The 15,589-nt window shown below is 67.5% G+C and carries 13 protein-coding genes and 1 tRNA gene; 3 read left to right on the top strand and 11 right to left on the bottom strand.

The window, feature by feature from the left end:
• Positions 1 to 47: 47 nt before the first annotated feature.
• The 11 genes from C8271_RS06425 to C8271_RS06375 form a co-directional block, all read right to left on the bottom strand.
• On the bottom strand, positions 48 to 989 hold the full coding sequence (locus C8271_RS06425; protein WP_245920979.1) for a Ppx/GppA phosphatase family protein: 942 nt from the start codon (positions 987 to 989) through the stop codon (positions 48 to 50).
• Positions 986 to 1,537 carry a DUF501 domain-containing protein gene (locus tag C8271_RS06420; protein WP_106506609.1) on the bottom strand — a complete coding sequence of 184 codons (552 nt, stop codon included), beginning with the start codon at positions 1,535 to 1,537 and terminating at the stop codon, positions 986 to 988. The genes C8271_RS06425 and C8271_RS06420 overlap by 4 nt, the downstream gene beginning before the upstream one ends.
• Positions 1,534 to 2,130, bottom strand: coding sequence for an FtsB family cell division protein (locus C8271_RS06415; RefSeq protein ID WP_106506608.1), 597 nt, complete (start codon positions 2,128 to 2,130; stop codon positions 1,534 to 1,536). Before C8271_RS06415 ends, C8271_RS06420 begins: the two co-directional genes overlap by 4 nt.
• 17 nt (positions 2,131 to 2,147) lie before the next feature.
• Positions 2,148 to 3,434, bottom strand: a complete 1,287-nt coding sequence (gene eno / locus C8271_RS06410) for a phosphopyruvate hydratase (protein ID WP_106506607.1) — start codon at positions 3,432 to 3,434, stop codon at positions 2,148 to 2,150.
• A gap of 163 nt (positions 3,435 to 3,597) precedes the next feature.
• Positions 3,598 to 4,389, bottom strand: coding sequence for a MazG nucleotide pyrophosphohydrolase domain-containing protein (locus C8271_RS06405; RefSeq protein WP_245920977.1), 792 nt, complete (start codon positions 4,387 to 4,389; stop codon positions 3,598 to 3,600).
• Positions 4,390 to 4,445: 56 nt separating this feature from the next.
• The gene (gene mfd / locus C8271_RS06400; RefSeq protein ID WP_106506606.1) at positions 4,446 to 8,030 is read right to left on the bottom strand and encodes a transcription-repair coupling factor; all 3,585 of its coding nucleotides are present in this window, start codon (positions 8,028 to 8,030) and stop codon (positions 4,446 to 4,448) included.
• On the bottom strand, positions 8,027 to 8,638 hold the full coding sequence (pth, locus tag C8271_RS06395) for an aminoacyl-tRNA hydrolase (RefSeq protein ID WP_106507921.1): 612 nt from the start codon (positions 8,636 to 8,638) through the stop codon (positions 8,027 to 8,029). Before pth ends, mfd begins: the two co-directional genes overlap by 4 nt.
• A gap of 151 nt (positions 8,639 to 8,789) precedes the next feature.
• The gene (locus tag C8271_RS06390; protein WP_106506605.1) at positions 8,790 to 9,425 is read right to left on the bottom strand and encodes a 50S ribosomal protein L25/general stress protein Ctc; all 636 of its coding nucleotides are present in this window, start codon (positions 9,423 to 9,425) and stop codon (positions 8,790 to 8,792) included.
• A gap of 271 nt (positions 9,426 to 9,696) precedes the next feature.
• The gene (locus C8271_RS06385; protein WP_106506604.1) at positions 9,697 to 10,677 is read right to left on the bottom strand and encodes a ribose-phosphate diphosphokinase; all 981 of its coding nucleotides are present in this window, start codon (positions 10,675 to 10,677) and stop codon (positions 9,697 to 9,699) included.
• Positions 10,674 to 12,155 (bottom strand): bifunctional UDP-N-acetylglucosamine diphosphorylase/glucosamine-1-phosphate N-acetyltransferase GlmU, encoded by a 1,482-nt coding sequence (gene glmU / locus C8271_RS06380; protein ID WP_106506603.1) that lies wholly within the window; start codon positions 12,153 to 12,155, stop codon positions 10,674 to 10,676. The genes C8271_RS06385 and glmU overlap by 4 nt, the downstream gene beginning before the upstream one ends.
• 56 nt (positions 12,156 to 12,211) lie before the next feature.
• Positions 12,212 to 12,283: transfer RNA gene (locus C8271_RS06375), tRNA-Gln, on the bottom strand.
• 81 nt (positions 12,284 to 12,364) lie between these two features.
• Between C8271_RS06375 and C8271_RS06370 the strand changes: the two genes are divergently transcribed.
• The 3 genes from C8271_RS06370 to C8271_RS06360 all read left to right on the top strand — a co-directional run bounded on the left by C8271_RS06370 (position 12,365) and on the right by C8271_RS06360 (position 15,589).
• Positions 12,365 to 13,003 (top strand): TetR/AcrR family transcriptional regulator, encoded by a 639-nt coding sequence (locus C8271_RS06370; protein WP_106506602.1) that lies wholly within the window; start codon positions 12,365 to 12,367, stop codon positions 13,001 to 13,003.
• Between the two features lie 108 nt (positions 13,004 to 13,111).
• The gene (locus C8271_RS06365; protein ID WP_106506601.1) at positions 13,112 to 13,642 is read left to right on the top strand and encodes a MarR family winged helix-turn-helix transcriptional regulator; all 531 of its coding nucleotides are present in this window, start codon (positions 13,112 to 13,114) and stop codon (positions 13,640 to 13,642) included.
• Between the two features lie 153 nt (positions 13,643 to 13,795).
• Entirely contained in the window at positions 13,796 to 15,589 is a 1,794-nt protein-coding gene (locus tag C8271_RS06360; protein WP_106506600.1) for an ABC-F family ATP-binding cassette domain-containing protein, read from the top strand.

Raw genomic sequence — 15,589 nt, 5'->3', positions numbered from 1 at the left:
TCTGCGGTGGTGTCTCAGACAGGGCGATCATTTCCGCGAACGTCGCGCTACGCGTCCAGGATGCTCAGGGCGATCCCGTCGAGAATGTCATGCTCACTGGTGACAGTCGCATCCAGCTGTGACGACTCCGCGACGCGCTGCAGAATTCGCGCCCAGATCAGGGCCCCGGCGCCGATCACGTCGACGCGCCCCGGGTGGATGGCGCGCAGAGCCGAGCGTTCGGAACGCGGCATGCGCACCAGGCGATCGCAGTACTGCAGCGTCTCCGGGATCGGCAGACATGCGCCATGCGTCACGTCAGGGCTGTAGGTCTCGATACCGAGCTGCAGCGCGGTGAGGGTCGTGACGGTGCCGGCCACACCCACGAGCGCATCGAGTCCAGGGGCGGTGAGAATGGGCGAGGCCTGATCAAGCAGAGCGTCGATGTCGCGGATAGCCGCATCGATCTGCGCCGGCGTCGGCGGATCTGCGTGGAGATGACGTTCGGTGATCCGCACGGATCCCATGTCGAGGCTGATGCGGCCACGGGGGCCGTCGGCTCCGCGCACCAGTTCCGTTGAGCCGCCACCGATGTCGACGACGAGCCGCTCGGACCCCGGCAGGTCCGGAAGAGTCTCGACAGCGCCGCGGAAGGACAGCTCTGCCTCCTCCTCCCCCGCGATCACTTCCGGGGTAACGCCGAGGATGTCGCGCACCGCACCGGTGAACTCATCGCGGTTGGCGGCATCGCGTGTGGCGGAGGTCGCAGCAAACCGCATCTCTTCGGCGCCGTGGTGCTCAATAAGACGCGCATAGCGGCGGCAGGCATCCAGAGCCCGGTCGATCGCCGCCGGGTCGAATCGGCCCGTGCGGTCCACCCCGTATCCCAGGCGCACGATCTCCATGTGGCGTTCAAGGTCGACCATCCGGCCGTCATCGTCGAGGCGCGCAATCAACAGACGGATCGAATTGGTGCCGCAATCGATAGCGGCGACGGGACGCGCGCTCACCGGTCCTCCTCCGAGGCGGGATCGCAGCGGCAGACGAGCGTGACACCGCCTGCACCGTCGATGCCTGTCAGAACGTCGTCAGCGATGGGATTGATGCCGGGTCCCTCGGCGAGAGCCTGCCCGGCCAGGGCATGCAGGCATTTGACCCGGGTGGGCATTCCACCAGCGCTCACGCCGGCGATCTCGTCGGCCGTGCCGAGCTCCTCGCGGCGGGCAATGTATCGCTCATGGGCTGCGGCGTGGGCAGCGGCGAGGGCATCGTCACGACCGAGCCGCTCCGTGAGCTCCGCCATGACCCCCGTGGCTTCGACCCGGGAGATCTCCAGCACGAGCCATGGCAGGGTCAGGTAGAGGGAGGTCGGGAAGGGGGTGCCGTCTTCGAGCCGTGGCGCGGTGCGCACCACGGCAGGACGCCCGCAGCCGCACCGGCGCGCAACAGAGATCACGCCGCGCATGTCTCTGCCGAGCTGTGCACGCATGACGTCGAGGTCTGCCTGCGTGGCCGGGGTCTCGAACGGCAGCGGCGGCAGAGTGCGGTCAGTCGTCATCCGTCGGCATCCTCGGTGGTGCTGTCGTCGGGGTCGGGAAGATCATCGGGCGTGAGGCGATTCGCAGCTTCGACGCTCGACCACAGGGTCGAGAACCAGTCGCCTTGCGCGCGCTGGCTGGCGGCGACTTCCGCCTCCGTGCGCGGGACGTCCTTGCCTGAGGTATCGGCCAGACGGTACTGGGTCTCACCGGGCATAGCGAACAGGAGCCGCTCGCGCGCCTGGGCTGCGACGAAGGCCGGATCCTCCCAGCGCGCGACCTCCTTTTCAAGGTCGTCCACCTGCTTCTGCTGCTGGGACACCTGGGTCTCGAGCGCAGACAGCTCCTGACGCTGGGCGACATAGGTGTTCAGCGTCGGCACCAGCGCGGCAAGGGCCACGACGATCAGGGCGATGAGGATGAGGCTGCGGCCTGTGAGCGTGATGGGCTCGGGCTCACGTGGCTGGCTGCGCGGCGCCGTGCGGCGTGGACGAGCAGCCGATGCCGGGCCGGAGCGTGATACGCGAGGCGCACCCGGGGCGCCGGCACGAGAGGCCCCGGACGACACCGGGCGCCTCGCTGCTCGCGGGGCGCCCGGTCGTCGTGAGGTCATGCCTGCAGGCTACAGCCTCAGGCCTGGAAACGCGGGAAAGCGTCGGCGCCGGCGTAGGTCGCCGCCTCGCCAAGCTCCTCCTCGATCCGCAGGAGCTGGTTGTACTTGTTCACGCGCTCACCGCGGGCGGGGGCGCCCGACTTGATCTGACCGCAGTTGGTGGCCACGGCGAGGTCCGCAATGGTGGTGTCCTCGGTCTCGCCGGAGCGGTGAGACATCATGCAACGGAAGCCGTTGCGGTGCGCGAGCTCGACGGCGTCGAAGGTCTCGGTGAGCGAGCCGATCTGGTTGACCTTCACCAGCAGCGCATTCGCGGACTTCTGCTCGATGCCCTTGCCCAGACGCACAGGGTTGGTGACGAACAGGTCATCGCCCACAAGCTGGACCTTGTCGCCCAGGCGCTCAGTCATGGCGCCCCAGCCGTCCCAGTCCTCCTCATTCAGCGGGTCCTCGATGGACACGAGCGGGTAGGACTCCACGAGGGAGGCGTAGTACTCGATCATCTGCTCAGTGGACTTGGCCTCGCCCTCGAAGAGGTAGGTGCCGTCCTCCTGGTAGAACTCGGTGGCGGCAACATCCAGGGCGAGCGCCACATCGGTGCCAGCGGTGTAGCCCGCCTTGCCGATGGCCTCGACGATCAGGTCGAGAGCAGCACGGTTGGAGTCGAGGTTCGGAGCGAAGCCACCCTCATCGCCCAGGCCGGTGGCCAGGCCCCGTTCCTTCAACACGGACTTCAGCGCGTGGTAGACCTCAGCCCCCATACGCAGGGCCTCCTTGAAAGTCTCCGCGCCGATGGGAGCGATCATGAACTCCTGGATGTCGACGTTGGAGTCCGCGTGGGAGCCACCGTTAAGGATGTTCATCATCGGCACGGGCAGCACGTGGGCGTTGGGCCCGCCGAGGTACTGGTACAGCGGCACGCCAGCGGACTCAGCAGCAGCCTTCGCCACGGCGAGGGAGACGCCCAGGATGGCGTTCGCGCCCAGGGAGCCCTTGTTGTCGGTGCCGTCAACGGAGCGCATGACAGCGTCGATCGCGCGCTGCTCCTGCACGTCCATGTCGACGACCTCGGGGGCAAGCTTCTCGATGACGGCTTCGACGGCCTGCGTCACGCCCTTGCCCAGGTAGCGGCTCTTGTCACCATCGCGCTTCTCAACAGCCTCGAAAGCACCGGTGGACGCACCAGAGGGAACCTCTGCGCGGGCGAGGGTCTCGTCGTCGAGGAGGACCTCCACCTCAACAGTCGGGTTACCGCGGGAGTCGAGGATCTCGCGTGCGTGGACGGCATCGATGAAAGCTGCCATGAGTTCTTCCTTCCTTCGGGTGAGGATCAGACATGACCGGTCGACGCTGACCGCCCGCCGTCAAGTGTAGGCGGTCACATCCGCTCCTCTCAGGTCTGCGGTCCCGCCTGGGGTGACGCCTCATGACAGGTCGGGATGACGCTGGCCTGCTGACTGGGCCTGGTCACTCCGAGTGGGCCCGGTCACTTCCAGCCAGGCTGTTCCCCTGGGCCAGGATGCGCTCAGTCCGGCACAGCAGTGTGCGCAGAGCCGTCTCGGGGTCACGGTCGCGGCTCTCCGCGGCGATCACCAGCTCAAGCAGCCCGAGCGCCTGGTCGGCCGCCCAGTCCTCGGCATCGTCCTCGTTCGCCGCCCGGTGAGCCGCATCACGCAGCTGCTGGAGGCGCCCATCGGAGCGGGCGCGGTGCACAGCTTTCAATGCAGTCTGCAGGGCGGGCAGCCGGGCGGGAATGTGCGCGAACCAGTCCGACCCCGGCAGGCCGACGGTGCGGGCCTCATCCTGTTCGCTGGCCCGCTCGGCAGCCTTGACGGCATGCCACTGGGCGATGATCTCGTCCACATCATCCCGGTCGCGTAGTGCCTGGTCGGCGTCGTCGGCGAAGACGTGCGGATTGCGCCGTTCCATCTTCGCGATGAATGCACGGGCAACGTCGTCAATGTCCCACGCGGGGTTCTCGCGTGTGCCGAGCTGGGCGTGGAACAGGATCTGGAAGAGAAGGTCTCCCAACTCGTCGGCGAGCGCCTGTGGACCATGTCCGGCGGGGTCGTCAATGACGTCGAGAACTTCGTGAGTCTCCTCGAGCAGGTACCGGGCAAGCGTCGAGTGGGTCTGGGTGTGCGTCCAGGCATCGCCGTCTGGGGCGGCGAGTGCCTCCATCACCTCAACAGCGCGCAGCAACTCCCAGCCGCGGGGATGTTCGTCACCGCTGCCGCTTGGGTTGTTCGGTCCGGTCATGCCGACCCGCTCATTCACGCTCTTCGGTTCATGCACGCTCGTCGGCCTGTTCATACTCATTCTCCCGTGCCGCATGGCGGCGACGTCTGCTCACCGGTGCTCGGGACAAGCGTGGTCAGCACCGCGCGGGCCCACTCCAGCAGGTCGTGGTCGCGCAGCTCGCTGCCCCCGATTCGCGAGGTCATGGGACGGGGTACGAGCACCTGGCGGGTGGCGGGCTTGAGGATTGTGCCCGGGTACAGGCGCTTCATGCGCATGACCGCGGAGTCCGGCACCTCCAGGTGCGCGAAGCGGATCATCTTGCCTTGGGTTTGCACCTCGTCCAGTCCGACTGCGCGTAGCTGAAGACGGAAGCGGGCCACATCCAGCAGCACCTCCACGGGTGCCGGCAGCGGGCCGTAGCGGTCCTCGAGCTCGGCGCGCATCTGCTCCAGCTCGCTCTCCTCGCGCACCGCGGAGATCTTGGAGTACGCCTCCAAGCGCAGCCGCTCCGAGGAGATGTATTCATGGGGCACGTGGGCATCCAGCGGCAGTTCGACGCGGACGTCCTTCTCGGGGGCTCCTGCCTCACCGCGGAAGGCGGCCACGGCCTCGCCCACCATGCGCACATACAGGTCGAAGCCCACTCCGGCGATGTGGCCGGACTGTTCATCGCCGAGCAGGTTGCCGGCGCCACGGATCTCGAGGTCCTTCATCGCCACCTGCATACCCGCCCCCAGATCGGTGTTGGCGGCGAGTGTGGTGAGGCGGTCGTGCGCTGTCTCGGTGAGCGGCTTGGAGCCGTCGTAGAGGAAGTAGGCGTAGGCACGTTCGCTGGAGCGGCCCACGCGACCACGCAGCTGGTGCAGCTGACTGAGGCCGAATCTATCGGCACTATCCACGATGAGGGTGTTGGCGTTGGCGATGTCGAGGCCGGTCTCCACGATGGTGGTGCACACCAGGACGTCGAACTCTTTCTCCCAGAAGTCGACGATCACCCGCTCGAGCTGATGCTCGTTCATCTTGCCGTGGGCCACCTGCACTCGTGCGTCCGGGACGAGTTCACGCAGATGCTGTGCCACGCGGTCGATGTCCTCAACCCGGTTGTGGATGTAGAACACCTGTCCCTCACGCAGCAGCTCGCGGCGGATCGCGGCGGTGACCTGTTTGTCGTCGGTGGCTCCCACGTAGGTCAGCACAGGGTGTCGCTCCTCCGGCGGAGTCGCGAGGATCGACATCTCACGAATCCCCGTCACGGCCATTTCGAGGGTGCGCGGGATCGGCGTGGCGCTCATCGAGAGCACATCCACGTTGGTGCGCAAGGCCTTCAGGGTCTCCTTGTGCTCGACACCGAAACGCTGTTCCTCGTCGACGATGAGCAGGCCCAGGTCCTTGAAGCGCACCTGGCCGGTGAGCAACCGATGCGTTCCGATCACCACATCCACGCTGCCGTCGGCGATTCCGTCGATGGTGGCCTCTGACTCCTGCGGCGTCTGGAATCGGCTGAGCGGCCGCACCGTGACGGGGAATCCGGCGTAGCGCTCCGAAAAGGTCTCCAAGTGCTGTTTCGCGAGCAGTGTCGTGGGGGTGAGCACAGCGACCTGTTTGCCGTCCTGCACGGCCTTGAAGGCGGCGCGCACGGCGATCTCCGTCTTGCCGTAGCCGACGTCGCCCAGCACCAGACGATCCATCGGGACCGGCTTCTCCATGTCCTTCTTGACGTCATCGATAGTGGAGAGCTGGTCGGGGGTCTCGACGAATTCGAAGGCGTCCTCGAGCTCGCGCTGCCACGGCGTATCGGGGCCGAAAGCATGCCCGGAGGCGGCCTGTCGCGCGGAATACAGGCGCACGAGCTCGTCGGCGATCTCGCGGATGGCCCGGCGGGCGCGGGACTTGGTGCGTGCCCAGTCGGAGCCGCCCATCCGGTTGACGCTGGGTTCCTCGCCACCGACATATTTGGTGACTTGGTCCAGCTGGTCGCTCGGCACGTACAGACGGTCGCCGGGTTGGCCCTTCTTGGAGGGTGCGTATTCGATGACCAGGTACTCGCGGGTGGTGCGCTTGGCGCCAGCGCCGACGGTGCGGCTGGTCATCTCGACGAAGCGTCCGACACCATGATGGGCGTGGACCACGTGGTCCCCCGGCCGCAGCTGCAGGGGGTCGACCACGTTGCGGCGTCGCGACGGCATACGTCGGGCTTCGCCGCGCCGTGCCCCGGATTTTCCAGTGAGGTCGCGTTCACTCGCCAGTATGAAGCGCTCATCGGGGGCGATGAAGCCCTCCGTGAATGGGCCCATTGTGACAACGGCTTCGCCTGGCTCGACCGGCTCGGCGAGGCGAGCTGCGTGGACGGCAGGAAGTCCCTCCTCACGCAGCGACTGCGCGACGTGGCGGGCGCCACCGGCCCCGACCATGGTGGCGACAATGCGCCAGCCGTCACGGCGGTGCGCCTCGAGGTCCTTCGCTGCGTCACCGGGTCGTCCGGAGTATCCCGGGTGGGCTCGCACCCGGCCGGTGACGTCGGCGACGTCGTCCAGCCCGAAGGAGCCCAGGGTGATCCAGGCACGACCGCCGGCGCGGGCATGGTCGCGCGCATCGGGCAGAGGGATGAAGCTCGCGGCGCCAACGTCGATCGGCAGACCACCACCGGCCGCTGCGCTCGACCAGGCAGCGGCGAGGAACTCGTCCGTGGTGGCAACGAGCTCGGCGGCGCGGGCGCGCGTCTTCTCCGGGTCGATCACCAGGAAGCGCGCTGCGGCAGGCAGGGCATCAGAGACCTGTTCCATGCGGTCCACTAGCACAGGGCTCAGGGATTCCATGCCTTCCACGGCGATGCCGGCGGCGATGCGCTCGAGCATGTCGCGTACGCCGGGCAGTTCCTCCGCTCGGGCGGCAGCGCGCTCCCGCACCGCAGGGCTGAGCAGGATTTCACGGCAGGCAGGTGCACGCAGCCCATGCGGGACCGGATCCAGGGAACGTTGGTCCGCCACCGAGAACCAGCGGATCTCGTCGATCTCGTCGCCGAAGAGATCCACGCGGACCGGATGGGGCTCCGTGGGCGGGAAGACATCGAGAATGCCGCCGCGAACCGCGAACTCGCCGCGTTTTTCAACCATGTCCACCCGCACATAGGCGGCATCAACGAGCTCCTGCTCAAGCTGCTCGAGCGGGTGCTCCTCCCCGACCTGGGCATGAACAGGCCGTAGATCCCCCAGGCCCTGCGCGACCGGCTGCAGGAGGGAGCGCACAGGCATGAGCAGCACGCGTACCGGGGAGCCGTCTTCGGGATGCGCGAGCCGCCGCAGAGTGGTCAGACGGTGCGCGACGGTGTCGGCGCGCGGCGACAGACGCTCATGGGGCAGGGTCTCCCAGGCGGGCAGCTCTGCCACGTCCTCGATGCCGCGCAGGGCAGCGAGCGCCGCGCGCAGGTCCTGCGCCGCGCGGGTCGTGGGGGTGATGACGACAAGTGGCTCGTCGACGCTCGCCGTGCGTGCAAGGTCCGCAACGATGAAAGGGTGCAGACCGGGAGCGGCGACAAGGCTCGACTCGCCGCCTTCAGCAACCGCGTCCGCTGCCGCCTGGCGCATGCGAGCGAGGTCCTCGAAGGCACTGACGTGGTCCAGGAGGGCGGTCAGCGGCGCCGTTGAAACGTCGGCGTTCATCGCGCGCTCCGCGAGTGGAAGCGGAGCTGGGCGGCCTCGAGGCCCTCAAGCACGAGCTGTTCGACAGCATCGGCGCCGTCGGCAACGAGCAGGTCCAGGGTCTTCTGCTCGGTGGATGTGAAGGGGGCGAGCACATGGTCAGCGGTGTCGCGCTGTCCGACGGGGCGGCCCACGCCGACGCGGACCCGGAGGTAGTCCTTGGTGCCGAGGGCGGAGGTGATCGAGCGCAGGCCGTTGTGCCCGCCCTCTCCGCCGCCACGCTTGAGGCGGATCGTGTCGAAGGGGATGTCGATCTCGTCGTGCACCGCGATGACGCGCTCCGGCGGGATGGAGTAGTAGTCGGCGAGCGCCTTCACGGGACCACCCGAGGTGTTCATATAGGTCGTCGGCTTCGCCAGGATCACACGGTGATCTGCCCCCGGCAGCCCGATCCGGCCCTCGAGAAGCACGGCTTGAGCGCGGCGGGCAGCGGAGAAGGTACCGCCAGATTCGCGGGCGATGTGATCGAGCACCATCTGCCCGATGTTGTGCCGGGTGCTGGCGTACTTCGGGCCGGGGTTGCCCAGTCCAACCACCAGGCAGGGCCCGTCGATGTTGCTGCTGCGCATGCTGTGGTGCTCCTCGATGCTCACGGCGCGCTGCACACATCCGCAGTCGCCCCGGATGACGGTACCGGGGCGCCGCGACAAACGCGACGCCCCGGTGACGTGGTAGACGGGACACGCTCCCGCGGGCGGTGGGCGTTGGACGCCCCTCGGGTCACTCCTGCTCGGAGGACTCCTCGGAGCTCTCGCCCTCGGCGCCTTCAGGCGCGTCGTCCTCAGCGCCCTCGGTCTCCTCATCCTCCGGCTCTTCCTCGACCTTCGGGATCTGCACGCCGACGACGAGCAGCTCAGCGTCGGAGACAAGCTCTGCGCCCTCGGGAAGGATGACGTCACCGGCGAAGACCTGGTAGCCGTCTTCCTTCTCCTCGACGGTGATCTCGATGCTCTCAGGCACCTTGAGGGCATCCACCGAGATGGTGAGGGTCTGCTCCTCCACCACCGCGATGGCCGGGGACACGGGCTCGCCGGTGATGGTGACGGGGATATCGACCTCCACCTTCTCGCCGCGACGGACGATGATCAGGTCCAGGTGGGTCAGCGTGCGCTTGAGCGGGTGGCGCTGGATGTCCTTCATCAGGCCCATGTGGCTGGTGCCGTCGGGCAGCACGAGCTCAAGCAGAGCGTTGGGGTTGCGGGCGGCGAGCGCGGTCTCGTGGCCGGGCAGGACCAGGTGGACCGGGTCGGTGCCGTGGCCGTACAGGACGGCGGGGACCTTGTGCTCGGCGCGGATGCGGCGGGCAGCGCCCTTGCCGAAGTTTTCGCGCAGCTCGACGTTCAGCTTCTCAGCCATGGTGTGCTCCTCGTGATGGCTCTCGGCGGCGAGGCTCGATCGGGAGCAGGCGTGGGCAGGGCCCTTCGCTGCGCACCGCGTCGATCACGGAGTCGGGCAAGCCGCTCCCTCGCCGAAGTGACCGCAGGAGGTTACCACGACATGCGGATTCAGGAGCCGGGACGGCACCAAGGAGTGATGCACGGCATGCCGCTCACGACGGCGTGCGTCAGCTCTCAGGGACTGACCGGCTGTATCGAGCCAGTCGACCGCCCGATCGCACCGATGCGAATCAGACTTCGCCGTCGAACAAGCTCGTCACCGACCCGTCGTCGAAGACCGCGCGGATCGCACGGGCGATGAGCGGCGCGATCGACAGCTGGGTGAGCTGCTCGAACTGCTTCTCCGGCGGGATCGGCAACGTGTTGGTGCACACCACTTCGCGGGCGCCACAGCTGCGCAGGCGATCCGTGGCCGGGTCGGAGAAGATCGGATGCGTCGTGGCGACCACCACAGAGGAGGCGTCGTGCTTCACCAGTGCCTCGACGGCCTGCACAATCGTGCCGGCGGTGTCCACCATGTCGTCGACCAGGATGCAGGTCTTGCCCGCAACGTCGCCGATGACGCGCTTGGCCACAGCTTGGTTGGGGCGCTTGGGGTCACGCGATTTGTGGATGAACGCCAGTCCCACCCCGCCCAGGCGCTTGGCCCACTGTTCAGCCACGCGGATGCGTCCAGCATCCGGGGAGACAACCGCCAGATCCTCGTCGCCGTACTTGCCCTGGACGTAGTCCGCGAGGATCGGCAGCGCCATCAGATGGTCGACGGGCTTCGCGAAATACCCCTGGACCTGCGGAGCGTGCAGATCAACGGAGATCATCCGGTCCACGCCCGCGGTCTCGTACAGGTCCGCCACCAGACGAGCGGAGATCGGCTCGCGGCCACGATGCTTCTTATCCTGGCGGGCGTAGGGGAACGACGGTGCGATCGCGGTGATGCGCTTGGCCGACGCCCGCTTGAGGGCATCGATCATGATCAGGTGCTCCATCAGCCACGTGTTGATGGGAGCCGGATGGGACTGCAGCACGAACGCGTCGGTGCCGCGCACGGATTCGCCATAGCGCACGTAGATCTCACCGTTGGCGAAGTCCCACGCATCCATCGGGAGGACCTCGACCCCGAGCTCCTCGGACACTTCCTGCGCGAGCACGGGGTGCGCACGCCCCGTCGCGAGGACCAGTCGTTTCTCTCCGGTGGTGACGATCCCGCTCATCGCTGTTCCCGCTCCTTGTCGTCCTGGCCCGATCCGGGGGTCTGTCCGGCCGCGTCGAGCGCTGCCCGAGCGGCCTGTTCGGCGGCGGTGCCCGCACGTCGACGCATAGTCCATCCTTCCACGTTCCGCTGGCTGACCGCATTGACGGCCAGAGCGCCCGGCGGAATATCCTTGCGCACTGTGGTGCCGGCGCCGGTCGCGGCTCCGTCTCCGATCGCCACAGGGGCTACCAGCACGTTGTCTGAGCCGACTCGTACATGCTTGCCGACAGTCGTGCGGTGTTTGTTGACGCCGTCATAGTTGGCGAAGATCGTGGCCGCCCCGATGTTGGTGCCCTCCCCGATCTCAGCGTCGCCCACATAGCTCAGGTGGGGCACCTTCGCCTTCGGCCCGATCACGGCGTTCTTCGTCTCGCAGAAGCCGCCGATCTTCCCGCTCTCCCCCAGCACCGTGCCGGGCCGCAGGTAGGTGAAGGGGCCGACGGTCGCACCGGCACCGATCACTGCACCGTGCGACTCGGTGCGCACTACCTGGGCGCCGTCGTCCACACGGGTGTCGATCAGCGTGGAATCGGGACCGACCTGCGCGTCCTGCCCGATCACGGTCGCACCGTGCAGCTGCACGCCGGGGCGAATGGTGGTGTCCTGTCCGATCTGCACGTCGGCGTCGATCCAGGTGGTGTCGGGGTCGATGATTGTCACGCCCGCTCGCATGTGCCGCTCGAGGATGCGACGGTTGAGCTCCTTGCCGAGCTGGGCGAGTTGCACGCGGTTATTCGCGCCCTCGACCAGCATGGCATCACCAGTGACCAGCGCACGCACCGCGCCACCGTGGGCGCGGGCGATAGCGAGCACGTCGGTCAGATACATTTCGCCCTGGGCATTGTCAGTGGTGACCTCGTCGAGAGCGCGACGCAGCACGGCAAGGTCGAAGGCGTAGATGCCGGAGTTGATCTCGTGGATGGCGCGTTGGGTCTCGTCAGCGTCCTTGTGCTCGACGATGCCGAGCACCTCGCTGCCGTCGTCGCTGCGCAGGATGCGGCCATAGCCGGTGGGGTCGTCGACATGCGCGGTGAGCACTGTGACGGCGGCGCCGCTGTCCTCGTGGACTTCGGTCAGCTCACGCAGTGTGGGCGCGTCCAGCAGTGGGACGTCGCCGTAGGTGACGAGCACGGTGCCTTCGCTCGCCGTCACCTTCTCCAGCCCGCACTGCACGGCGCGGCCGGTGCCAGGCACCTCGTCCTGGTCGGCCACGAGCACGGCGGCATCCGATGCCTCGAGGTGCTCCGCCACCTGGTCGCGTTCGTGCCGCACCACGACGACGAGCTCCTTCGGCTCGGCACCGCGCGCAGCGGTGACGGCGTGCATCAGGAGGCTGCGTCCGGCGATCGGGTGCAGAACCTTGGGGGTGCGAGATTTCATCCGTGTGCCCGCTCCTGCGGCGAGCACGATGACAGCGGCAGGGGCGGGACAGACCACGGTGGTCTCCTCGGGTTGGGATCGAACGTCTAACGGCCGCCACGCGGCAGTCGTCGTTCCGCCATCAGGACTCGAACCTGAAACTTCAGAACCAAAATCTGAGGTGTTGCCGATTACACCATGGCGGACCACGGGCGGGTCACCATCCCGGGCGCCTGGTCATCGTACCGTCCGCGCGGAGCAACCTGTCGCCGTGGGAGACTGCGGGCATGGCCGAGAAGCATTCCGCGCGCCCGCGTGCTGTGCGTATGACGGGTCGCGAGCGACGCGAGCAGCTGCTCGCCGTGGGCCGTCGTCTGTTCGCGGAGAAGGGGTATGACGCCACAAGCGTCGAGGAGATCGCTGCTCGCGCCAAGGTGTCCAAGCCAATCGTGTACGAGCATTTCGGCGGGAAGGAGGGGCTGTATGCGGTGGTGGTGGACCGCGAGACACAGACTCTCCTCAGTGAGCTGGAGACCGCGCTGGAGGACGCCTCGGCGCATCCGCGTGTTCTGGTCGAGCGGGCAGCGCTCGCCTTCCTGACATATATCGAGGAGAACGAGGACGGGTTCCGGATCCTGGTGCGCGACTCCCCCGTCGAGCGCGGATCCGGCACCTTCTCCTCCCTGCTCGGCGATGTGGCTACGACGGCGGAGTCGATTCTTGCCCTGCATTTCCGGACGCGGAAATACCGGGTGCATGACGCTGCGCTGTATGCACAGATGCTCGTGGGCATGGTGGCGTTCACCGGTCAGTGGTGGCTCGAGCACCGTTCACCGCCCAAGGAGCAGCTCGCCGCGCGGATGGTGAATCTGGCCTGGCGTGGCCTCGCCGGTCTCGAGCGCGCCCCGGAGCTCACGGAACGCTGAGAGACGCGGCCTCCAGTCCTGCGCATTCTTCTGTCACCGACGGCCAGCGCGAGAGATGCTGCTGGACGGAGCACGGTGGTTTCGGGGCCGCCCCGTAGACTCTCGGGCATGTCGCCGCAGGAGAGCACCGGCCCGGAGCCTGAGCAGGACGAGGTCGACCGGATCATCAGCGGGTGGGCCCAGGCTCTCCCGGAGCTCGACACCCAGCCGATGGCTGTGCTCTCTCGGCTCACACGTCTTGCGCGGTATCTGGATGCCGCGCGACGTCGGGCCTTCGTCCAGGCGGGCATCGAAGGCTGGGAGTTCGACATGCTCGCCGCGCTGCGCCGCAGCCCCGATGGCGCTCTCTCCCCCGGTGCCCTTGGTGCGCAAACGATGGTCACCAGCGGCACTGTCACAGCGCGGGTGGACAAGCTCGTCTCACGCGGTCTGGTGCGCCGCGAGCGCAATCCGGATGACGGGCGTGGTGTGCGGGTGCATCTCGAGGCCGACGGCATCACTCGGGTGGATGACGCGATCACTGCCCTCGTCGCAGCTGAGGCGACGCTGCTGGCGCCGTTGGACGAGGCCGAGCAACAGACGCTCGCGCAGCAGCTCCGTCTGCTTCTGCTCGCCTTTGAGCACCCGCCGACGGGCTGAGGGCGAGAAGGACGCACGGCGCTCGCTCCGTGTTCATCACCGCCGTCGATCCGGAGCAGGTTCGAGCGAACGGTCTGGAGCGTTCACTGTCCACCGCTAGACCTGCTCTCTGCCCCACTGACTCACCGACTCACCGACTCACCGAGGCATTCCATGGCACATCTGCTTGGCGGGCACAGCATGCACGTCGCCCTGCCCGATCGCGTCCTACTGGACTCCATCACCGTGGGGATCGAGGACGGCGATCGCGTCGGCGTCGTGGGCCGCAACGGGGACGGCAAGTCCACCCTGCTCAGTCTGCTTGCGGGCACGCGCGAGCCGGACGAGGGTCGTGTGACGGTGCGCGGCGGCGTGCGCGTAGGAGTGCTCGATCAGCTCGATGATGCCTCTGCCGGGGTGAGTGTGCGCACGCGCGTGGTGGGTGACCGTCCCGAGCATGAGTGGGCCTCGAATCCGCGGATCCGCGACGTGCTGCGCGGTCTGCTCGGCGGGATCGATCTGGAGGCCGACCTCGCTCAGCTCTCTGGCGGCCAGGTGCGGCGTGTGCATCTGGCCGCACTGCTGGTGGGCGACTGGGACGTGCTGCTGCTGGATGAGCCGACGAACCACCTCGATGTCGAGGGCATCGCGTGGCTCGCGGACCATCTGCGCACCCGCTGGTCTGCGGGCACCGGCGGCTTGGTGGTGGTCACCCATGACCGCTGGTTCCTCGATGCTGTCTGCACCCGCATGTGGGAGGTGCACGACGGAGTCGTCGATCCTTTCGAGGGCGGATACGCCGCCTATGTTCTGCAGCGTGTGGAACGTGATCGGCAGGCTGCAGCGATCGAGGCGCGACGGCAGAACCTCATGCGTAAGGAGCTCGCGTGGCTGAGGCGCGGCGCCCCGGCGCGCACCTCGAAACCGAAGTTCCGCATCGATGCCGCGAATGCGCTGATCGCCGGTGAGCCACCGGTACGCGACACCGTGGAGCTCACCCAGCTGGCCACCTCTCGGCTCGGCCGTGACGTGATCGATCTGCTGGATGTCGATGCTGGATACGACGGACAGCCGGTGCTCTCCGACGTGACGCTGCACGTCGGTCCGGCCGACCGGATCGGCATTCTGGGGCCGAACGGCGCTGGGAAGTCCACGCTGCTCGCCCTGGTGACAGGTGACCTCGCACCGCTCGCGGGGCGGGTGAAGCGCGGGAAGACAGTGACAGTGCGGCAGGTGTCCCAGCGTCTCGAGGGGCTGGGGGAGCATCTGGACGAACGGGTCTGTGACGTGGTGGGCCGATACCGCAGCAGCTACCGGGCGGGGAAGGACGACGTCTCCCCCGGTCAGCTGCTCGAGCGCCTGGGGTTCAGCGCAGCGCATCTGAAGGCCCGTATCGGGGAGCTGTCCGGTGGGCAGCAGCGTCGCCTGGACCTGCTGCTGACGCTGCTTGATGAGCCGAACGTGTTGGTGCTGGATGAGCCGACGAACGACATGGACACCGACATGCTCGCCGCGATGGAGGACCTGCTGGATACCTGGCCGGGGCCGCTATTGGTGGTCTCCCATGACCGCTATCTGCTCGAGCGGGTGACGGACCTGCAGTACGCGGTGCTCGACGGACAGGTGCGTCACCTGCCGGGAGGTGTCGAGCAGTATCTCGAGCTGCGTTCGCGCGCTGACTACACCGGAAGCGTTGAGAGCGCATCCCAGGATGCATCGAGCTCAGCTGCGGGGCAGAAAGGCTTCACGGGTGCAGAGCGTCGTGCAGCCGAAAAGGAGATGGGTGCGCTTGAGCGAAAAATCTCCAAGCTGCGTGCCCACGCCGATAGCGCCCGAACGGCGATGGCCGACGTCGATCCCGCTGACTACATGGAATTGTCGGCCCGGATGGAGAAAGTCCGTGCAACGGAAGCCGAGGCCGATGCGCTCGAGGAACGGTGGTTGGAGCTGTCGATCGAGCTGGACTGA

It is taken from the genome of Brachybacterium timonense, assembly GCF_900258505.1.
Classification (GTDB): domain Bacteria; phylum Actinomycetota; class Actinomycetes; order Actinomycetales; family Dermabacteraceae; genus Brachybacterium; species Brachybacterium timonense.
The sequence above is the reverse complement of the archived record's forward strand: the minus strand, read 5'-3'. Positions and strand labels throughout refer to the sequence as shown.